This window comes from Metabacillus sp. 22489 (assembly GCF_052044855.1).
Classification (GTDB): domain Bacteria; phylum Bacillota; class Bacilli; order Bacillales; family Bacillaceae; genus Metabacillus; species Metabacillus niabensis.
In genome coordinates, this window is record NZ_JBQENT010000024.1 from 22,473 (window position 1) to 39,249 (window position 16,777).

Annotated in this window: 18 protein-coding genes and 1 tRNA gene; 1 reads left to right on the forward strand and 18 read right to left on the reverse strand. The window is 38.0% G+C overall.

All coding sequences use genetic code 11. The features are described from left to right. Window positions 1–134: 134 nt before the first annotated feature. From ACTJJ9_RS14665 to ACTJJ9_RS14680, 4 genes are all read right to left on the reverse strand, one after another. Window positions 135–371, reverse strand: a complete 237-nt coding sequence (locus ACTJJ9_RS14665) for a glutaredoxin family protein (RefSeq protein WP_145582089.1) — start codon at window positions 369–371, stop codon at window positions 135–137. A 29-nt stretch (window positions 372–400) separates the two neighbouring features. Then, a complete protein-coding gene (gene rpoN, locus ACTJJ9_RS14670) occupies window positions 401–1,666 on the reverse strand; it encodes an RNA polymerase factor sigma-54 (RefSeq protein ID WP_145582088.1) in 1,266 nt (421 codons plus the stop codon). A 343-nt stretch (window positions 1,667–2,009) separates the two neighbouring features. After that, window positions 2,010–2,085 (reverse strand) — tRNA-Arg (locus ACTJJ9_RS14675). 122 nt (window positions 2,086–2,207) lie between these two features. Further along, window positions 2,208–2,462, reverse strand: coding sequence for a hypothetical protein (locus tag ACTJJ9_RS14680; RefSeq protein ID WP_095297173.1), 255 nt, complete (start codon window positions 2,460–2,462; stop codon window positions 2,208–2,210). A gap of 283 nt (window positions 2,463–2,745) precedes the next feature. Between ACTJJ9_RS14680 and clpP the strand changes: the two genes are divergently transcribed. Beyond that, window positions 2,746–3,342 (forward strand): ATP-dependent Clp endopeptidase proteolytic subunit ClpP, encoded by a 597-nt coding sequence (gene clpP / locus ACTJJ9_RS14685; protein ID WP_095297171.1) that lies wholly within the window; start codon window positions 2,746–2,748, stop codon window positions 3,340–3,342. Between the two features lie 111 nt (window positions 3,343–3,453). Here clpP and ACTJJ9_RS14690 read toward each other — a convergent pair whose 3' ends face one another. From ACTJJ9_RS14690 to ACTJJ9_RS14755, 14 genes are all read right to left on the reverse strand, one after another. Next, window positions 3,454–3,711, reverse strand: a complete 258-nt coding sequence (locus ACTJJ9_RS14690) for an HPr family phosphocarrier protein (protein WP_095297169.1) — start codon at window positions 3,709–3,711, stop codon at window positions 3,454–3,456. A gap of 207 nt (window positions 3,712–3,918) precedes the next feature. After that, window positions 3,919–4,869: a DNA-binding protein WhiA gene (gene whiA, locus ACTJJ9_RS14695; protein WP_095297167.1), complete on the reverse strand. Its 951-nt coding sequence runs from the start codon at window positions 4,867–4,869 to the stop codon at window positions 3,919–3,921. Window positions 4,870–4,899: 30 nt separating this feature from the next. After that, complete coding sequence (locus ACTJJ9_RS14700; protein WP_145582087.1) at window positions 4,900–5,868, reverse strand: YvcK family protein; 969 nt, start codon at window positions 5,866–5,868, stop codon at window positions 4,900–4,902. Between the two features lie 3 nt (window positions 5,869–5,871). After that, window positions 5,872–6,780, reverse strand: a complete 909-nt coding sequence (gene rapZ / locus ACTJJ9_RS14705) for an RNase adapter RapZ (protein WP_145582086.1) — start codon at window positions 6,778–6,780, stop codon at window positions 5,872–5,874. Between the two features lie 150 nt (window positions 6,781–6,930). Continuing rightward, the gene (locus ACTJJ9_RS14710) at window positions 6,931–7,389 is read right to left on the reverse strand and encodes an 8-oxo-dGTP diphosphatase (protein WP_095297161.1); all 459 of its coding nucleotides are present in this window, start codon (window positions 7,387–7,389) and stop codon (window positions 6,931–6,933) included. 821 nt (window positions 7,390–8,210) lie between these two features. After that, a complete protein-coding gene (gene trxB, locus ACTJJ9_RS14715; protein ID WP_095297159.1) occupies window positions 8,211–9,161 on the reverse strand; it encodes a thioredoxin-disulfide reductase in 951 nt (316 codons plus the stop codon). 172 nt (window positions 9,162–9,333) lie between these two features. Next, complete coding sequence (locus ACTJJ9_RS14720; protein ID WP_255451886.1) at window positions 9,334–10,794, reverse strand: tetratricopeptide repeat protein; 1,461 nt, start codon at window positions 10,792–10,794, stop codon at window positions 9,334–9,336. A 248-nt stretch (window positions 10,795–11,042) separates the two neighbouring features. Beyond that, window positions 11,043–11,672, reverse strand: coding sequence for a bifunctional phosphoribosyl-AMP cyclohydrolase/phosphoribosyl-ATP diphosphatase HisIE (hisIE, locus tag ACTJJ9_RS14725; protein ID WP_145582084.1), 630 nt, complete (start codon window positions 11,670–11,672; stop codon window positions 11,043–11,045). Beyond that, window positions 11,669–12,427 (reverse strand): imidazole glycerol phosphate synthase subunit HisF, encoded by a 759-nt coding sequence (gene hisF / locus ACTJJ9_RS14730; protein WP_145582083.1) that lies wholly within the window; start codon window positions 12,425–12,427, stop codon window positions 11,669–11,671. Before hisF ends, hisIE begins: the two co-directional genes overlap by 4 nt. Before the next feature lie 32 nt (window positions 12,428–12,459). After that, window positions 12,460–13,083, reverse strand: a complete 624-nt coding sequence (gene hisH, locus ACTJJ9_RS14735) for an imidazole glycerol phosphate synthase subunit HisH (protein ID WP_145582082.1) — start codon at window positions 13,081–13,083, stop codon at window positions 12,460–12,462. Continuing rightward, on the reverse strand, window positions 13,084–13,671 hold the full coding sequence (gene hisB, locus ACTJJ9_RS14740) for an imidazoleglycerol-phosphate dehydratase HisB (RefSeq protein ID WP_145582081.1): 588 nt from the start codon (window positions 13,669–13,671) through the stop codon (window positions 13,084–13,086). Window positions 13,672–13,684: 13 nt separating this feature from the next. Further along, window positions 13,685–14,953: a histidinol dehydrogenase gene (gene hisD, locus ACTJJ9_RS14745; RefSeq protein WP_095297148.1), complete on the reverse strand. Its 1,269-nt coding sequence runs from the start codon at window positions 14,951–14,953 to the stop codon at window positions 13,685–13,687. Window position 14,954: 1 nt separating this feature from the next. Continuing rightward, window positions 14,955–15,587 carry an ATP phosphoribosyltransferase gene (gene hisG, locus ACTJJ9_RS14750; RefSeq protein ID WP_095297146.1) on the reverse strand — a complete coding sequence of 211 codons (633 nt, stop codon included), beginning with the start codon at window positions 15,585–15,587 and terminating at the stop codon, window positions 14,955–14,957. Further along, on the reverse strand, window positions 15,588–16,754 hold the full coding sequence (locus tag ACTJJ9_RS14755) for an ATP phosphoribosyltransferase regulatory subunit (protein ID WP_095297144.1): 1,167 nt from the start codon (window positions 16,752–16,754) through the stop codon (window positions 15,588–15,590). Window positions 16,755–16,777 lie beyond the last annotated feature (23 nt).

The following is a 16,777-nucleotide window of genomic DNA, read 5'->3' on the forward strand; positions in this document are numbered from 1 at the left end:
CCTTTCTGAGTCGACATGGACTTAATTGGTCCCGCTATGACTTATTATGTCCCGCCTGCTCAAAAAAAAATCTCCCCTGCTACATCTTTATTTTAACAGGGTAAAAATGCATATTCAAGGAATGTTTGACGAGTTTATGAAAGTAAACGCTTTCTTATTAAATCTTTTTCTAAAATCCCATATGATGCGATTTCATTGTCGATTTTTACGACAGGAATCATAATTTGATAAAGTTCTAAAAGCTCATCATCTTTATAAATATCGACAACTTCATAGTCAAAAGGAATTTCCTTTTGAAGCTCCTCAACTAAAGCAAGTCCCTTCTCACATAAAGAGCAGTTTTCTTTCGAATAGAAGATCACTTTTTTCATAGGTTCTTTTCCACATCCCTTTCTTGTCTTCAACTAAATTGTCTTCGGATTGCTGCTGAAGGAATTCGCAATAGTTCACGATATTTTGTAACAGTTCTTCTTGAAATCACAATCCCATACCTGTCTTTTAGCTCATTAGCGATGCTTTGATCTGAGTATGGTCGTCGCTTATCTTCCTCATCAATGAGCTCCTTTAGCCTTTCTTTAACAGAAGCTGTCGATATTTCACTATTTACAAGCTTCCCAGAGAAAAAGGATTTCATTGGCACCAATCCGTATGGTGTTCGAATATATTTTTCTTTAACAGCTCGGCTAACGGTTGACTCATGAATGTTGAGGATTTCCGCTACTTCCTTTAATTTTAACGGCTTTAAGAATAATTTTCCATTCAGAAAATAATCTGCTTGTTTATTAAGGATGACCTCCATTATATTCATCATTGTCTCTTTTCTGTGCTGTAGTGCGTTTAGTAGCCACCTTGCTTCTATACGTTTTTCTTTAATATAGTTTTCTATCTCTTTATCTTTACATTTATTTAAGAACGGATTAAGCGTTAGTTGTGGAAGGAGTTCATCATGAAAAATAAGCTGTAAATGGCCATGATGTTTATTAACTGTAAAATCAGGTGTTATATAAGAGGATAGATTGGATTCGAAGGAAGCCCCTGGTCTTGGGTTCAGCGTTTGAATAAGTAAGGAGATTTCTTGAATTATATGAATCGGCTCGTTTAATTTTGCTGATAAGCTTCTCCATGATTTTTCGGCAAAGCAATGAAAATGATGGAAAATGACTGTTTCAGCTAATTCGTAACGTGGTGATAACCTCTTTAGCTGAAGTAGGATACACTCTTGTAAAGTACGTGCCCCAACTCCAGGAGGATCCAACGATTGCAGCAATTCGAGACTTTTTTCAAGAGCAGCTTGTTCTATTTTATTTTCTTCGGCAAGTAATTCTATATCAACAACTAGATAGCCATTTTGATCAAGATTTTCAATAAGATATTCGACATCTGCTCTTTTAGATAATGGATAATCGATTAATTGCTCACGTAAATAGTCTTTTAAGCTGTTTCTTTCCACTATTGTATTTTCAAACGTTTGCATATTTTTCGGTAACCTTTCAATCGTTCTAATCGGCACATCTAATAGTTCAAGGACTGGGTTTTCTAACGAAAGCTCTTGTACATACTCATAAAGCTCGACGGTTGAATATTGTAGTAACGTAATTGCCTGCTGCAGTTCCTTTGTCATTTTCACTGACAAGATTGGCACTTGCTTATTTTCCATTTTCATCATTTTAGCCCCTCCTTTTTTTCAGTTTATCAACGATTTCTCAAAAGGTTCCACCTGCTTATTGAATAAAAAAGCTGGAGAAATTTCTTTTATTATATGAATATGTTAAGTTGAAAAGGAGATACCGAACTAAGATGAATTTGTATTACATAATACTAAAGCGTATTGTTAAGCTTCCGTGATGCTCCTGCCTAGAGAAGCGTGTCAAAGGGAGCTCCTACTTAATAAGGATCCCGGACGCCAGAGGAAAGCGAACGCCACATAAGGGAACAAACAAGTAAAATTTAACAGCGTCTTACATAAAAAAATAGCAAGAGCTGAGATGTCTCAACCCTTGCTATTTTGACGCGCTCGGAGGGATTCGAACCCCCGGCAGACGTGGTACCGGAAACCACCGCTCTATCCAACTGAGCTACGAGCGCATATTAAATTAGTCAGCCAAATCATTATACGACATGTTAGGTCCAAATTTCAATAGTAGAATTTGGATTCATTTAACTTCCCCCGAGTAACCAAAATTTTTTGGTCAATCAGGGGGCTATTATCATTCTGAACGGGATGGTTTTGATGCTTGAAAAAAGCGAATAAAATAGGCTAGCCCTATTAACATGAAACCATCTCTAACAGGATATAAAATATCTTGTAAGATTTCAGTAATTCGAATTGGAGCCGGACTTTCTCCCTCTGGTACATATTGTGTTTTGTTTAAATCCATTGTTGTATCAATATTACAGATTGCTCCGACAATGATAACAACCCACCCCACAATAATGAGGATTTTTGTAATGTTTCTTTCCATTTCGTTTCTCCTTTATGTATGATGAAAATTATGGAAGTATAATTCCATTTTTCATCTTAACATACAAATGAAGTTTTCTGTTTGAAAAAACAAAAAAATGGCAAATATAATCACATGTTCTGTTTTTTAATACATATATTTATTGAGTAGTTATCTTTTCAAACGTTTTTATGCTTTTCGTTTGACCTTTATTGACCTTAGTTGTATGATGGAAATACATAGGAATAAACACTTGAAAGTACTTAGCGTACAATCTTTCTGATAATGAAGGAGGAATATTTAAATGAATTTAATCCCTACAGTTATTGAGCAAACAAATCGTGGTGAGCGTGCATATGACATTTATTCACGTCTATTAAAAGACCGCATCATTATGCTAGGCAGCGGTATCGATGACAATGTTGCTAACTCAATTGTATCTCAATTACTATTCTTAGAAGCAGAAGATCCAGAAAAGGATATTTCTATTTACATTAACAGCCCTGGTGGTTCAATTACAGCAGGTATGGCGATTTATGACACAATTCAATATATTAAACCTAGCGTGTCAACAATTTGTATTGGAATGGCTGCATCAATGGGTGCTTTCTTACTTGCTGCAGGTGAAAAAGGAAAACGTTATGCATTACCTAATAGTGAAGTAATGATTCATCAACCATTAGGTGGCGCACAAGGTCAAGCAACTGAAATTGAAATTGCCGCAAAACGCATTCTTTTCTTACGTGATAAGTTAAACAATATTTTATCTGAACGTACTGGTCAGCCTCTAGAAGTTATCGAGCGTGATACAGAGCGTGATAATTTCATGACTGCTGAGCGTGCTTTAGAATATGGTTTAATTGACAAAGTTTTAACTCGTAATGAATTAAACAATAAATAATTTAGCAAAAGGTTGTCTCATAACGGTTTTGACCGTTTTAGACAACCTTTTTTATTTTTCGATCAAATAAATAAGCACACCGTTATATACGATGTGCCCTTTTTATACATATTATCCTTCTTGTTGTACAAACTTCACTAATGCTTCGACTGCTTCTTGTTCATCATTACCTTCTGCAATCAGCGTAATAACAGCGTCTTTGCTAATCGCTAAGCTCATTAAGCCCATAATACTTTTTGCATTTACTTTTTTTCCGTCTTTTTCTAAAAATATGTCTGATGCAAAGCGATTTGCCTCTTGTACAAATAATGCAGCAGGACGTGCTTGTAAACCTGATTTAAGGTGAACCTCTACTTGTTTTTCAACCATAGCTATCTCCTCTTTTCATCTATTTATTTAGCACTGTTAACTTGTTTGCCCATTTCCACACAAGGTGTTCATTCTCGCTTGTAAGGTCAAGGAAACGAATTGGCGTATTTCACCTTTTCGTTTCCCGTGACACATTTATTTATCTAGAAGTCTCACACCATACGCTACATTCAGCAACATTCAACAATAAGCTGTTTTATAAACTTTTTACTTCAATGATACTGGTTGACCCAATCGTAGCTGCTCAGCAATTTGGTCTAGTTTTCGTAATCGATGATTAATTCCCGATTTACTAATAGTACCACTCGAGACCATTTCTCCAAGTTCTTTAAGCGTTACATCTTGGTATTCGACACGAAGCTTGGCAATTTCACGAAGCTTATCTGGCAACGAATCAATCCCAATTTGCTCATCAATATATCGAATGTTTTCAACTTGACGCAAAGCTGCACCAATCGTTTTATTTAAATTTGCAGTTTCACAATTTACTAATCGATTGACTGAATTTCTCATATCACGAACAATTCTAACGTCCTCAAAACGCAATAACGCTTGATGTGCACCGATAATATTTAAAAACTCAGTAATCTTTTCTGCTTCCTTTAAGTAGGTAATGAATCCTTTCTTTCTTTCCAATGTCTTACTGTTTAAATCAAAGGTATTCATTAACTCACATAACGAATCATTATGTTCTTTATATAGAGAGAAAATTTCAAGATGGTAGGAAGATGTTTCCGGGTTGTTAACAGAGCCACCTGCTAGAAAAGCTCCTCTAATATAAGAACGTTTGCAACATTTCTTTTTTACTAATGAACTAGAAATATTTCTTACAATCGAAAAGCCTTCTTCTAAAATGTTCAAATCCTCTAATATTTCTTTTGCGTCTTCCACTAAACGAACAATATAAACATTGTTCTTTTTTAATCTCATTTTTTTTCGCACTAGCAATTCAACAGATACATGATATTGCTTTTTAATTAATGTATAGATTCGCCTTGCTATCGCTGCATTTTCTGTTTGAATATCTACCATAATCACTCGGTTTGAAAAGGAGAGTGATCCATTCATACGGATGAGTGCAGATAGTTCAGCCTTTATACAGCAAGGCTTAAGTTCTAGGTTTGTTAGTTCTTTTTTTGTTTCAGATGCAAATGACAACCTCTGCACCCCCCATTCTTACCACATTTATTACGATAATTCCTGCTGAAGGATTCCATATAATAGCTTAGCCACTTTATTCGTATCATGTCTAATGACACTATTGTCATAGCAGACAATTTTATCTGTAATGACTTCGAGCCCTAGCCTTTTCAGCGCCTCAATATCATAGTGTACAGGCTTGGCAAGCTCTTCCTCATATAATAATTTAATATGATCTGGGATTTCCTCTTCATTAACAAGAATCGTATTAATAAATGTGCATTTCATATGATCATATAATGCTTTCACATGGTCACTTGCTGAGTAATTCAACGTTTCCCCAGCCTGTGTCATAACATTACAAATGTAAACCTTTTTTGCTTTTGCCTTACAAACCTCTTCTCCAATTTTCGGAACAAGTAGATTCGGTAATATACTTGTATATAAACTACCTGGTCCGATAACAATTAAATCGGCTTTACGGATGACCTCAATTGTTTCTGGAAGTGGTTCAATATTTTGTGGAGAAAGAAAAACTCGTTTTATTTTCTTACCAGAGAAGGGTATTTTTGATTCTCCTGAGACAATTGTACCATCTTCCATCTCTGCATTTAAGATAACGCTCATGTTTGCAGCAGGTAAAACCTTACCACGAACATTTAAAACTGTGCTCATTTCTTTTATTGCATGGACAAAATCACCGGTAATCGTCGTCATTGCTGCTAAAATTAAATTCCCTAATGAATGTCCTGTCAAGTTATTTCCTTTATTGAAGCGATGTTGAAAGAGCTCTTCAACAAGTGGCTCAACATCTGACAAAGCTGCTAACACATTGCGAATATCACCTGGAGGAGGAATATTTAATTCATCGCGGAGTCTGCCAGAACTCCCGCCATCATCAGCAACAGTGACGATAGCCGTTATATCGACAGGGAACTGCTTTAATCCTCTTAATAGTACAGATAAGCCAGTTCCACCGCCTATAATAACAACCTTTGGCAATTGTTCAGTTCCCATTTTTTAATGATTCTTTCGCTTCTCAATATCCCTGTGGGAAACTTGAGTATGATATTCCTGTTTAAAATGGTTCGCAATGTATTCTGCTAATGTAACTGAGCGATGCTGTCCTCCCGTACATCCAATCGCAATCACAATTTGACTTTTTCCTTCTCGCTTATAATAAGGCAGCATAAAGGTAAGCAAATCGATTAGTTTTTCTAAAAACTTTTGCGTCTCACTCCATTTTAGCACATAAGACGATACTTCCTCTTGTAAACCAGTTAATGGTCTCATGCTGTCAATATAATGCGGATTCGGTAGGAATCGTACATCAAACATTAAATCAGCATCAATTGGTACACCATACTTAAAGCCAAACGATGTGACATTTACTGTAAAAGTATGCTCCACACTTGAAGAGAACTGCTTGAGAATTTTTTCTCTTAATTCCCGAGGCTTTAAGTTCGATGTATCATAAATAAGCTGTGCTCTTCCTTTAAGCTCCTCTAAAAGCTCGCGTTCAAGACCGATCCCCTCAAGCGGCAGTCCCTTCGAAGCTAACGGATGAGAACGTCTTGTTTCCTTATATCTTGTCACAAGTGTTGCATCATTAGCATCAAGGAACAGAATTTGCGGGGTTAACCAAGTGCTTTCAGATAAATCATCAAGCGCTTGGAAAAGGGAGTCAAAAAACTCGCGACCGCGTAAATCCATGACAAGAGCAACCTTGTTCATTTTTGATCCTGACTCCTTCATCAATTCTAAAAATTTAGGAAGCAGCGTTGGAGGTAAATTGTCGACGCAAAAATACCCTAAGTCTTCAAAGCTTTGAATTGCTACCGTCTTACCTGCTCCTGACATTCCTGTAATAATAACCATTTGTATTTCTTGTGGTGTTGTAGACTGTTCGATATTTGTTTCATTAGACATGTTAGTTCAGTTCCTCCTTTCTACTCGTAACCACTCATCTGAATGAGAATGTTTTAGTGTCCGATTCTAATTCCTAACTTTATTATCGCTTAAACATCCATCGATTTCCATATGATGAACAAATAATTTCATGAATTTTCACATCCATCTTTATTGAGGATCGAGTCGATAGGAGATGAGTTCATAATCAGGTGTATACGTAAAGGTCCCGTACAGCATTCCCGTGCCTTTCATTACATAATCGAGTATATGATAATCGCCAGGAGCCATCGGCAATGCTTTAACATCCTCTTTCGGATGCCATTTAATTGTTCCTTCTTCTGATTCATGTACATTCGTTCCTTGAAAATCCGTAGCTAGGAAAGTAAACATCATCCATTCAGATACAATGTCTTTCCCATCCTGAATGAGGAAGGTAAAAACTCCCTTTAATTGAGGGTTTCTAATGTATATGCCTGTTTCTTCACGATATTCTCGTGTAACAGTATCTTTAATTGATTCACCTAGCTCCATCTTACCGCCTGGAGCTACCCACCAGCCTCTTCTTGGCTTTTGAAGGAGAAGAACGTTGTCTCCATCCATTAAGACACAATTCGTTACGCGCTGCATCTTGATTCACCTCGTTTTTGTACTTATCAGAAAGCTCAAGGCACAACCAAAAGCAGACGTTGTAAAGCTTACTGTCACTTAGTTAGCCTTGTTCTTATTATTCTGTTTTAGTAATTTTTTCTTGCCCTTATTCCGTTAAACTGGCAGTAATACTTGAAGCGGAATTTCGCCAAGAACACGAAGATAAGTCTCGCTTCATTATACTATTTATACGTATTCTTCACAATTAATGGAGCCTTGTTCATTGGTATTTATGTAGTATTTTAAGAAAGATTGAATCATTGGTTCTAGTTTAAGTATGTAGCTTAATATGGCTGTGCGAGGCACTTCCGCTTTTCTTATTGTTTAGCTCCAGCGCCTAGCACCTCGAGGTCATAACTCAAATCAGAATTGAAGGTAAAGTGCACCTTCTATTCTGATTCGTCTTATGCTTGTCGGGGCTAATCAAGGCACTTCCGCTTTTCTTATTGTCTAGCTCCAGTGCCTAGCCCCTCGAGGTCATAACCCAAATCAGAATTGAAGGTAAAGTGCACCTTCTATTCTGATTCGTCTTATGCTTGTCGGGGCTAATCAAGGCACTTCCGCTTTTCTAAATATATACGAATCATGTAGGAATCTGTTTCACTTTTTTTTGAGGAAAATTGAACAGATTGTGGACAAAAAAAAAAGGGAGCATAGGAAAGGGCGCCTATGCTCTAAAATAAGTCTATTTATAAAAGGGGGTCAATTACTATTTATATAGTAACTCATAATTGTTTCATCCATGTTACAGGAGAGTTAAAACAGAATTACGAATGTGTAAAATTATCTTCCATCAAGATTTACTTTGCAACTTTTAGCTTTTCTGCTAGCTCTTCAACATAATGCTGAGCGCTTTGAGCTGCGATACTACCATCACCAGTTGCTGTTACGATTTGACGAAGCATTTTTTCACGAATGTCCCCAGCCGCAAAAATCCCTTTTACTTTTGTTTCCATCCGTTCATTTGTTTCAATGTAGCCATTTTCATTTGTAATCCCAAGACTCTCAAATGGTTTAGAAAGAGGTACCATTCCAATGTAAATAAAGACGCCATCTGTTTTAAACTCTCGCTCTTCTCCATTTACTGTATTGACTAATGTTACCTTCCCAACTTTTCCATCTTGATCATGAATTTCTTTAACTGTATGATTCCAGATAAAATCGATCTTTTCGTTATCGAATGCACGTTGTTGAAGAATTTTTTGTGCACGTAATTCATCGCGTCGGTGTACAATTGTTACCTTTGAAGCGAAACGAGTTAAATAAACTCCTTCCTCAACTGCAGAATCCCCGCCACCAACAACGACTAATTCCTTACCTTTGAAAAAGGCACCGTCACATACTGCACAATAAGAGACACCACGGCCGCCTAATTCCTTTTCACCTGGTACACCGATTTTTTTATACTCTGCACCAGTTGTAATGATAACTGCTCTCGCTTTATATTCTTTCTTTCCAGCGATAACAGTTTTATATTCTTCACCATCGATAATTTCTTGAATATCGCCATATGCATATTCAGCACCGAATTTTTTCGCATGCTCGAACATTTTTGTTGATAGCTCAGGTCCTAATATATGATCAAAACCAGGGTAGTTTTCCACTTCTTCTGTGTTAGCCATTTGTCCACCTGGAATTCCACGTTCAATCATTAGAGTTGATAGGTTCGCACGTGATGTATAAACAGCTGCTGTCATCCCCGCTGGACCAGCACCTGCAATAATCACGTCATAGATTTTTTCTTCTGACACGATTGTTCACTCCTCATCAAGTTGTTTACTTTGATTATCTGCTACTTTAAAACATATATCCTATCTTTTACTTATTTTCGTATATTCATCGTATAAAATATTTGCGATATATGCTATTTTTTTGCTCATCATCAAGTTTTATTGATATTTATTAATCGTATAAAAGGAAAATTTATACCTTTGCAGTTTCCGTATCTTGTTGGATTTCTCTTACGATTTTTACATATTTCCCAACAGTTGAAACAGATATTCCATACAAATGTGCGATTCCCGATTGACTGATTGCTTCATGTTGTTCCTGATACCACACATAGTGAAGAGCAGATGCCCAGCCTAAAACATTTTTTAATGAAAAATCCATATTATAAGCCTTTAGTAAAACGTGAAGGGAAAACATAACTAATTCATTATCTTTCCCATTTTGAAATAAGGCATTTGTTATTTGATAAATCAGTCCTGCACTTTTCTTTCCGTCGGTGTTCTCAGATAAAACTGCTTCTAAGAAATCTTGCTCAATTTCTGATTGTAGTCGGTTAGCTTTGAAATCAGCTAGCTTATTTGTTTGCATTGCCATAAAAATCGCATACAAACGTTCTTCTAAAGAGAGGCTCGCAGCATTTAATTGATGAAGATTATCTTTCGTATTCCAAGGCTCTAAGCCGATTTTACTCTTATTTTCTTTTATCACTCGCTCCCACATCTGCTCTGCAAATGTAATATGACCTGTAAAATACGCTGAATAGGATAACCAATAATAAAACGTATCATCCCCTTCAAAGCCTTGCTTGTAGAGAGAACGCAACCATTTGTAAGCAATCGGATAATACCCGACGAGGGCAAATGTTGCGCCGAGCTTATAACGATGTTCATAAAGAAGAGGGTGTACGTTTGCTAACATATTTGCAATTTGTTCAACCTTCTCATCCTGGCGTTCATAATAATAAAAAACCAATAAATTACAATACGCATGTAGATTACCAGGATTTTGTTCAAGAACTGTTTGCAAATATTCCTTCGCCTTTTCCACTTCTCCAACATAAAAATAAGCAAGTGATAAATTATTATGAGCTGACCAAAATTCAGGGTATTCTTTCACTATTTCTTCAAGAAGAAGAATCGCCTCTTCAAATTGACTATTTTCCAATAGTGATTTTGCGGCATCCTGCTTAAGAATAAGATCGTCTGGATCTTTTAAAAAAGGCTCCTCATCATCACCTTCCATTGTTAGAAGGTCAATTAGGTCCTCGTTTTCCTCAAAAAATTCACCAAATGGTGCTAGTTTTGCATATTCAGTTGCACATTTATATGCTTCCTGAAATAACCCAAGATGTGCGAAATTATTCGCCATAAAGTAATGACATTCCGTCATGTCCTTGTCAACTTCATCAAGTATATATGAAAGCAATTCATTTGATTGGCTATACTTTCCCATATCGGTATAAATTGTCGCTAATTGGGAAAGCTTTACTGAGTCCCTCGGATCTAAATCCACAGCCTTTTCGAAATATTTGCTCGCCTTTTGATAATTTTGTTCTCGATAAGCCTTTAGGCCTTTATTATAGTAATATTGTCCATCTTGGAGAAACGGGACAACCTGTGCTTTTTGTTGTTTTTTGCTCAATTGTTTTCCCACTGAAATCCTCCATTTCATTCATTTCACCGTAGGTTAGTATACCATAAGAAAGAGTGTAGAAATAGAGGTTTTTAAAAGTAATGGGTGAAAGTGGAAAGAGGTTTCTCTTTTGAAAGTATTCGCTCACGAAATGAAAGGATTTTCTGATAAATGAAAGTATTTGCCCACGATATGAAAGTAATCATCGATTAATGAAAGGACTTCCTGAAATTTAGATAAACAGAAAAAAGACCCATATAAAATGAGTCCTATTTCTTCCCAACATGTCTTTCTTCAAGTACCTTTAACACATCATCAAGAGGCAGCTTTTGCTCACGTAGCAGTACCAATAAGTGGAACAATAAGTCAGCAACCTCCCATTTAAGTTCACCGTGGTCTCTGTTTTTAGAAGCAATAATAACTTCTGCTGCTTCTTCTCCGACCTTTTTCAGGATTTTATCGACACCTTCGTTGAATAAATAGGTCGTATAAGCACCTTCTGGACGTTCTGCCTCACGTTCTGCAATGACCTTTTCTAAAGTGTTAAAGATAGCAAAACGATCTTGGAGTGATGAAGCAGCTTGACCATCTATAGTTTTATTAAAGCATGTATATTCACCTGTGTGACATGCTGGTCCAGCAGGCTCAACAAGGACTAAAATGGCGTCCTCGTCACAGTCATAGCGTAGCTCGACAACTTTTTGAGTATTTCCTGAAGTTGCCCCTTTATGCCAGAGCTCCTGTCTCGAACGACTATAAAACCATGTTTCCTTTGTCGCAATCGTCTTTTTTAATGACTCTTCATTCATGTATGCTAATGTCAATACTTCCTTACTAGTTGCATCCTGTACGATTGCTGGAACGAGTCCATTTTGATCGAATTTAATTTGCTCAATCATCGTACGTTCACCCCCTGTTTTTCTAAATAGTCTTTTACTTCTTTCACTGATGTTTCTTTATAGTGGAAGATAGATGCCGCTAATGCTGCGTCAGCTTTCCCTGCATTGAAGGCTGCTAAAAAATGCTCTGCACTTCCAGCACCACCTGAGGCGATCACCGGAACAGAAACCGCTTCGCTAACAGCTTTATTAAGAGCTAAATTAAATCCATTCTTTTCACCGTCACTGTCCATGCTCGTTAATAAAATTTCCCCGGCACCACGTTTAACAGCTTCACGAGCCCAATCGACAACTTCCCATTCCGTTTCCTTTCTGCCACCATGTGTATACACCCGCCAGCTACCTAGAGATTCATCATATTTCGCATCAATTGCGACTACGATACATTGGGAGCCAAAAAAGCCTGCACCTTCTGTAATGAGATCTGGATTTAATACTGCTGCTGTGTTTAATGAAACTTTATCAGCACCTGCACGAAGGATTTTTTTCATATCCTCTAATGAGTTAATTCCACCGCCAACTGTGAAAGGAATGGCTAGTTGTGCTGCAACCTGCTCGACAACATCAACCATCGTTTTTCGGCCTTCATGCGATGCGGAAATATCAAGGAAGACAAGCTCATCTGCACCTTCCTGATCATAGAATTTTGCTAGTTCAACAGGATCGCCTGCATCTCTTAATCCTAAAAACTGAATCCCTTTCACGACACGTCCTTCCTTCACATCTAAGCAAGGGATAATTCGTTTTGTTATCATCGGTCATATCCTCTCTTCCTATGATTCTATCATCAAGCTTCCTTCACAATTTGAACGAAATTCTTTAAAATCGCTAAGCCTAGCTCACTACTTTTTTCCGGATGAAATTGAGTGCCGAAAACATTTCCTCTGCCAACGACAGCCGGGACATCGACTCCATATTCCGCTGTTGCTAACAATGTATCAGCAGCGTCTGTTTCAACGTAATAAGAATGAACGAAATATGCATAGCCTTTCTCAATTCCTGATAACAAACGATTTTCATTTCTGATGTCAAGCTCATTCCAGCCCATATGCGGGACCTTCAGCGATATCCCGTTTGTATTCTCTGGAATTTTCACTACTTTACCAGGTAGGAGTGATAAACCGTTAGCTAGTCCATTTTCCTCACTTTCTTCAAATAAAAGCTGCATCCCAAGGCAAATTCCAAGTAGCGGCTTCCCGTTTGCTGCAATTTTTTGAATGAAGGACGTTAACCCTGTTTCATTTAAAATCGCCATTGCATCCTTAAATGAACCGACACCGGGTAAAATATATCCGTCTGCTTTTTCCAGCTCAGCTTCCTCACTTGAAATAAAGTAATCTACATCCATCCGCTCTAACGCTTTGCTGACACTGTACAGATTCCCCATTCCGTAATCAATAATCGCAATCATTTACAACATTCCTTTCGTAGAAGGAACCCCCTTAATACGCGGGTCCACGGTTGTCGCCTCATCTAACGCTCTACCTAATGCTTTAAATACCGCTTCAATCATATGGTGTGTATTTTGACCATAATGAATGATGACATGGAGATTCATGCGCGCTTCTAGAGCAAGCTTCCATAAAAATTCGTGAACATTCTCAGTATCAAATGTCCCGACCTTTTGATTTGGGAATTCCCCTCTAAACTCAAGATGTGGACGATTGCTTAAATCAACGACTACTTGAGCTAATGCTTCATCCATTGGAACAAAAGCATTTCCGTAACGCTTAATTCCTTTTTTATCGCCGAGCGCTTCACGCAAAGCGTTTCCTAAGCAAATACCGATATCCTCTGTCGTATGGTGATCATCGATTTCCACATCACCATCTGCATCAACTGTTAAATCAAATTGCCCGTGTTTTGTAAATAGATCTAGCATATGATCCATAAAAGGAACATCTGTCTTTAATGATGATTGACCTTCCCCATCGATATTAAAAGATAGAGAGATTTTAGTTTCATTCGTTTTCCGATCGATTGATGCTATTCTTGCCATTAAAATTGCCCCCTTATTTTAATCGTTCCTCGACTGCACGCGCGTGAGCTTCCAAGCCTTCAAGACGAGCAAGCTTAGCCACCTTCGCAAAGTTCTTTTCAAATGATTGCTTACTATATTGGATAATGCTAGATTTTTTCATAAAATCATCGACATTTAACGGACTTGAAAACCGTGCTGTTCCATTTGTTGGAAGAACATGATTCGGTCCAGCAAAATAGTCACCAATTGGCTCAGAGCTATATCGTCCTAAGAAAATGGCCCCAGCATGCTTAATCCATGGTAAACAAGCTAATGGATTTTCCGTTATTACTTCAAGATGCTCAGGTGCAAGCTCATTTACAACTGCAATGGCTGTTTCAAGGTCATCTGTAACATAGATATGTCCATATGCTTCAACAGACGCTTTAGCAATTTCCTCTCTTGGTAGCAATGCAACCTGTCTTTCGACCTCAGCCTTTACCTTTTCCGCTTGATCCATTGAGGTTGTCACAAGAATACTTGATGAGTTTTTATCATGCTCTGCTTGTGATAATAAGTCTGCAGCAATTTCATTAGCGCGAGCTGTTTCATCGCTTAACACAACAATTTCACTTGGACCAGCAATCATGTCGATATCGACAACACCAAACACTTCTCGTTTCGCAAGAGCTACATAAATATTTCCTGGCCCCATAATTTTGTCCACAGAAGCGATTGTTTCAGTTCCATAAGCTAATGCAGCTATCGCTTGAGCGCCACCTACTTTATAGATTTCTGCTACTCCAAGCTCTTTCGCAGCAACTAATACTCCAGCTGGCAATGTCCCTTTTCCGTTTGGAGGTGATGTGATAACGATTCTTTTAACTCCAGCTACTTGCGCCGGGATAACGTTCATTAAAACAGAGGAGGGGTATGCTGCTGTTCCGCCTGGTACGTATACGCCAACTGCATCCAATGGCGTCATTTTTTGTCCTAGCATCGTACCATCATCATCATAGCTAAACCATGATTCACGTTTTTGTTTTTCATGGAAGGAGCGAATATTTGCCGCTGCCTCTCGGATGATGTCAACAAGCTCTTTATCTAGCTCTCTATAAGCTTCAGTAAATTCCTCATCTGTAACAAGCAAGCTTGAAAGTAATACTTGATCAAATTTTTTAGTGTAAGCAAAAAGCGCTTTGTCGCCATCGTTGCGAACGGTAGCGATGATGTCTTGGACGTCCTTTCGCTGCTGCTCAGTTCCAGTATCGATCGTCCTTCTTAAAGATACTTTTTTATCGGTAATTCGAGTGATTTTCATCTCACAAGCCTCCAATTACTTTTGATAGACGTTCTACTAATTTATCAATTGGCTCATCCTTCATCCGATAGCTAACTGGATTTACGATTAACCGTGAAGTGATATGGCAAATACGTTCTAATTCAACAAGTCCATTCTCTTTTAGCGTTTGTCCTGTTGAAACGATATCGACAATACGGTCTGCTAAGCCAATTAAAGGGGCAAGCTCAATCGAACCATTTAACTTAATGATTTCAACCTGCTCCCCTTGTTCACGAAAATAGCTTGATGCAACCTTCGGATATTTCGTTGCAATTTTCGGGGCAACATCTGAAATTTTCCCATCAGGAAGACCTGCGACAGCTAAATAGCATTCGCTAATTTTCAAATCTAGTACCTCGTAGACATCACCATCTTCTTCTAGCATTACATCTTTTCCCGCAATGCCGACATCTGCAACCCCATGTTCTACATAAGTCACTACATCCATCGGCTTCGCTAAAATAAACCGGATGTTTTCTTTTGGTACATCTAAAATCAGCTTTCTTGATTCATCAAATTCAGGTGGGAGCTGATAGCCAGCTTTGCGGAGCATATCGGCTGCTTCTTCAAAAATTCTCCCTTTTGGCATCGCAATTGTTAATACATTCGACATTTACAGCTCCTCCTTTCGTGAACCGATAAAATATGCAACCTCTTCAAACTGTTTAGTAAAAGCGTCGACATCCTTAATACCTGTGATCTCCTGCATCACAACGCGCTTGTTGCCTTCTCGTAGCTCATTTGTATAGGAAATCGCCTCCATACGACGTTCCTGACTGTAAATGACGCATTGCAATTGCGGCGTTTCCTCGATGTTTAATGCCTCGATAAGTCGATCAATATGAAGACCGAAGCCTGTAGCTGGTGCGGCGCGATTGAATTTTTCAAACAAATGATCATAGCGTCCGCCACTACCAATTAAGAAGCCAACATTTTCTGCATAAACCTCAAATAAAATTCCCGTATAGTAGCTCATATGACTGACAATATTTAAATCAAGCTTTAAATAGTCTGTTACACCAAAGGCTTCTAAATTTGTCCATAGCTTGTTGATTTCCTCTAATGAGAGTGTTGCTTCCTCTGATGAGACAAGCTCTTTAGCAGCTTCCACTTTGTCGATTCCACCGCGCAATGTTAATAATGCAAGCAGACGCTCTTTATCAATAGAGGATAATGGTAATCCCTTTACATGCTCACGATAGCCGACATAATTTTTTTCATATAAGAAACGGCGTAGTACATCTGCACGCTCTTGGTTTCCAAGCACTTCCTTAAATAAAGCATTTGCATAGCCTATATGTCCGATTGCGATTTTGAAATGCTCTAAACCTGCTTCCTTTAATGTTGAAACCATTAAGGAAATCACTTCTGCATCGGCACTCGTCGTTCCGTCACCAATTAATTCAACACCAACCTGTTCAAATTCGGCTGGTCGCCCCCCTTCACGTTGTTGGGCACGATAAACGTTTGCAGAGTATGCAAGTCTTAATGGATAAAGATTATTGTAAAGCTTAGAAGCTGCTACACGGGCAATTGGTGCTGTCATATCCGGTCTTAGCACCAATGTATGTCCTTGTTGATCAAGTAATTTAAAAAGCTGTTGATCCAAAATAGCAGATTGAACACCAACTGTTTCGTAATATTCCAATGTTGGTGTTTCAATAAATTGAAAGCCCCACTGCTCAATGATCTTCGTCATCGCTTGACGCGTTCTCTTTTTGACCTCGTATAATTTTGGTAATGTATCAACCATTCCAAGTGGTTTCTCAAACATAAACATGCTCCGGTACCCCCGTCATTGAA

Bases quoted from the DNA above. Each gene is read 5' to 3' on its own strand.
- ACTJJ9_RS14710 (WP_095297161.1), bottom strand. From the start codon at position 7,389: ATGCAGCGCGTAACGAATTGTGTCTTAATGGATGGAGACAACGTTCTT.
- hisF (WP_145582083.1), bottom strand. From the start codon at position 12,427: ATGATAACAAAACGAATTATCCCTTGCTTAGATGTGAAGGAAGGACGT.
- clpP (WP_095297171.1), top strand. From the start codon at position 2,746: ATGAATTTAATCCCTACAGTTATTGAGCAAACAAATCGTGGTGAGCGT.
- hisIE (WP_145582084.1), bottom strand. From the start codon at position 11,672: ATGATTGAGCAAATTAAATTCGATCAAAATGGACTCGTTCCAGCAATC.
- ACTJJ9_RS14665 (WP_145582089.1), bottom strand. From the start codon at position 371: ATGAAAAAAGTGATCTTCTATTCGAAAGAAAACTGCTCTTTATGTGAG.
- ACTJJ9_RS14690 (WP_095297169.1), bottom strand. From the start codon at position 3,711: ATGGTTGAAAAACAAGTAGAGGTTCACCTTAAATCAGGTTTACAAGCA.
- hisG (WP_095297146.1), bottom strand. From the start codon at position 15,587: ATGTCGAATGTATTAACAATTGCGATGCCAAAAGGGAGAATTTTTGAA.
- hisD (WP_095297148.1), bottom strand. From the start codon at position 14,953: ATGAAAATCACTCGAATTACCGATAAAAAAGTATCTTTAAGAAGGACG.
- rapZ (WP_145582086.1), bottom strand. From the start codon at position 6,780: ATGTCTAATGAAACAAATATCGAACAGTCTACAACACCACAAGAAATA.
- hisH (WP_145582082.1), bottom strand. From the start codon at position 13,083: ATGATTGCGATTATTGATTACGGAATGGGGAATCTGTACAGTGTCAGC.
- rpoN (WP_145582088.1), bottom strand. From the start codon at position 1,666: ATGATGAAAATGGAAAATAAGCAAGTGCCAATCTTGTCAGTGAAAATG.
- ACTJJ9_RS14680 (WP_095297173.1), bottom strand. From the start codon at position 2,462: ATGGAAAGAAACATTACAAAAATCCTCATTATTGTGGGGTGGGTTGTT.
- ACTJJ9_RS14755 (WP_095297144.1), bottom strand. From the start codon at position 16,754: ATGTTTATGTTTGAGAAACCACTTGGAATGGTTGATACATTACCAAAA.
- ACTJJ9_RS14700 (WP_145582087.1), bottom strand. From the start codon at position 5,868: ATGGGAACTGAACAATTGCCAAAGGTTGTTATTATAGGCGGTGGAACT.
- hisB (WP_145582081.1), bottom strand. From the start codon at position 13,671: ATGGCAAGAATAGCATCAATCGATCGGAAAACGAATGAAACTAAAATC.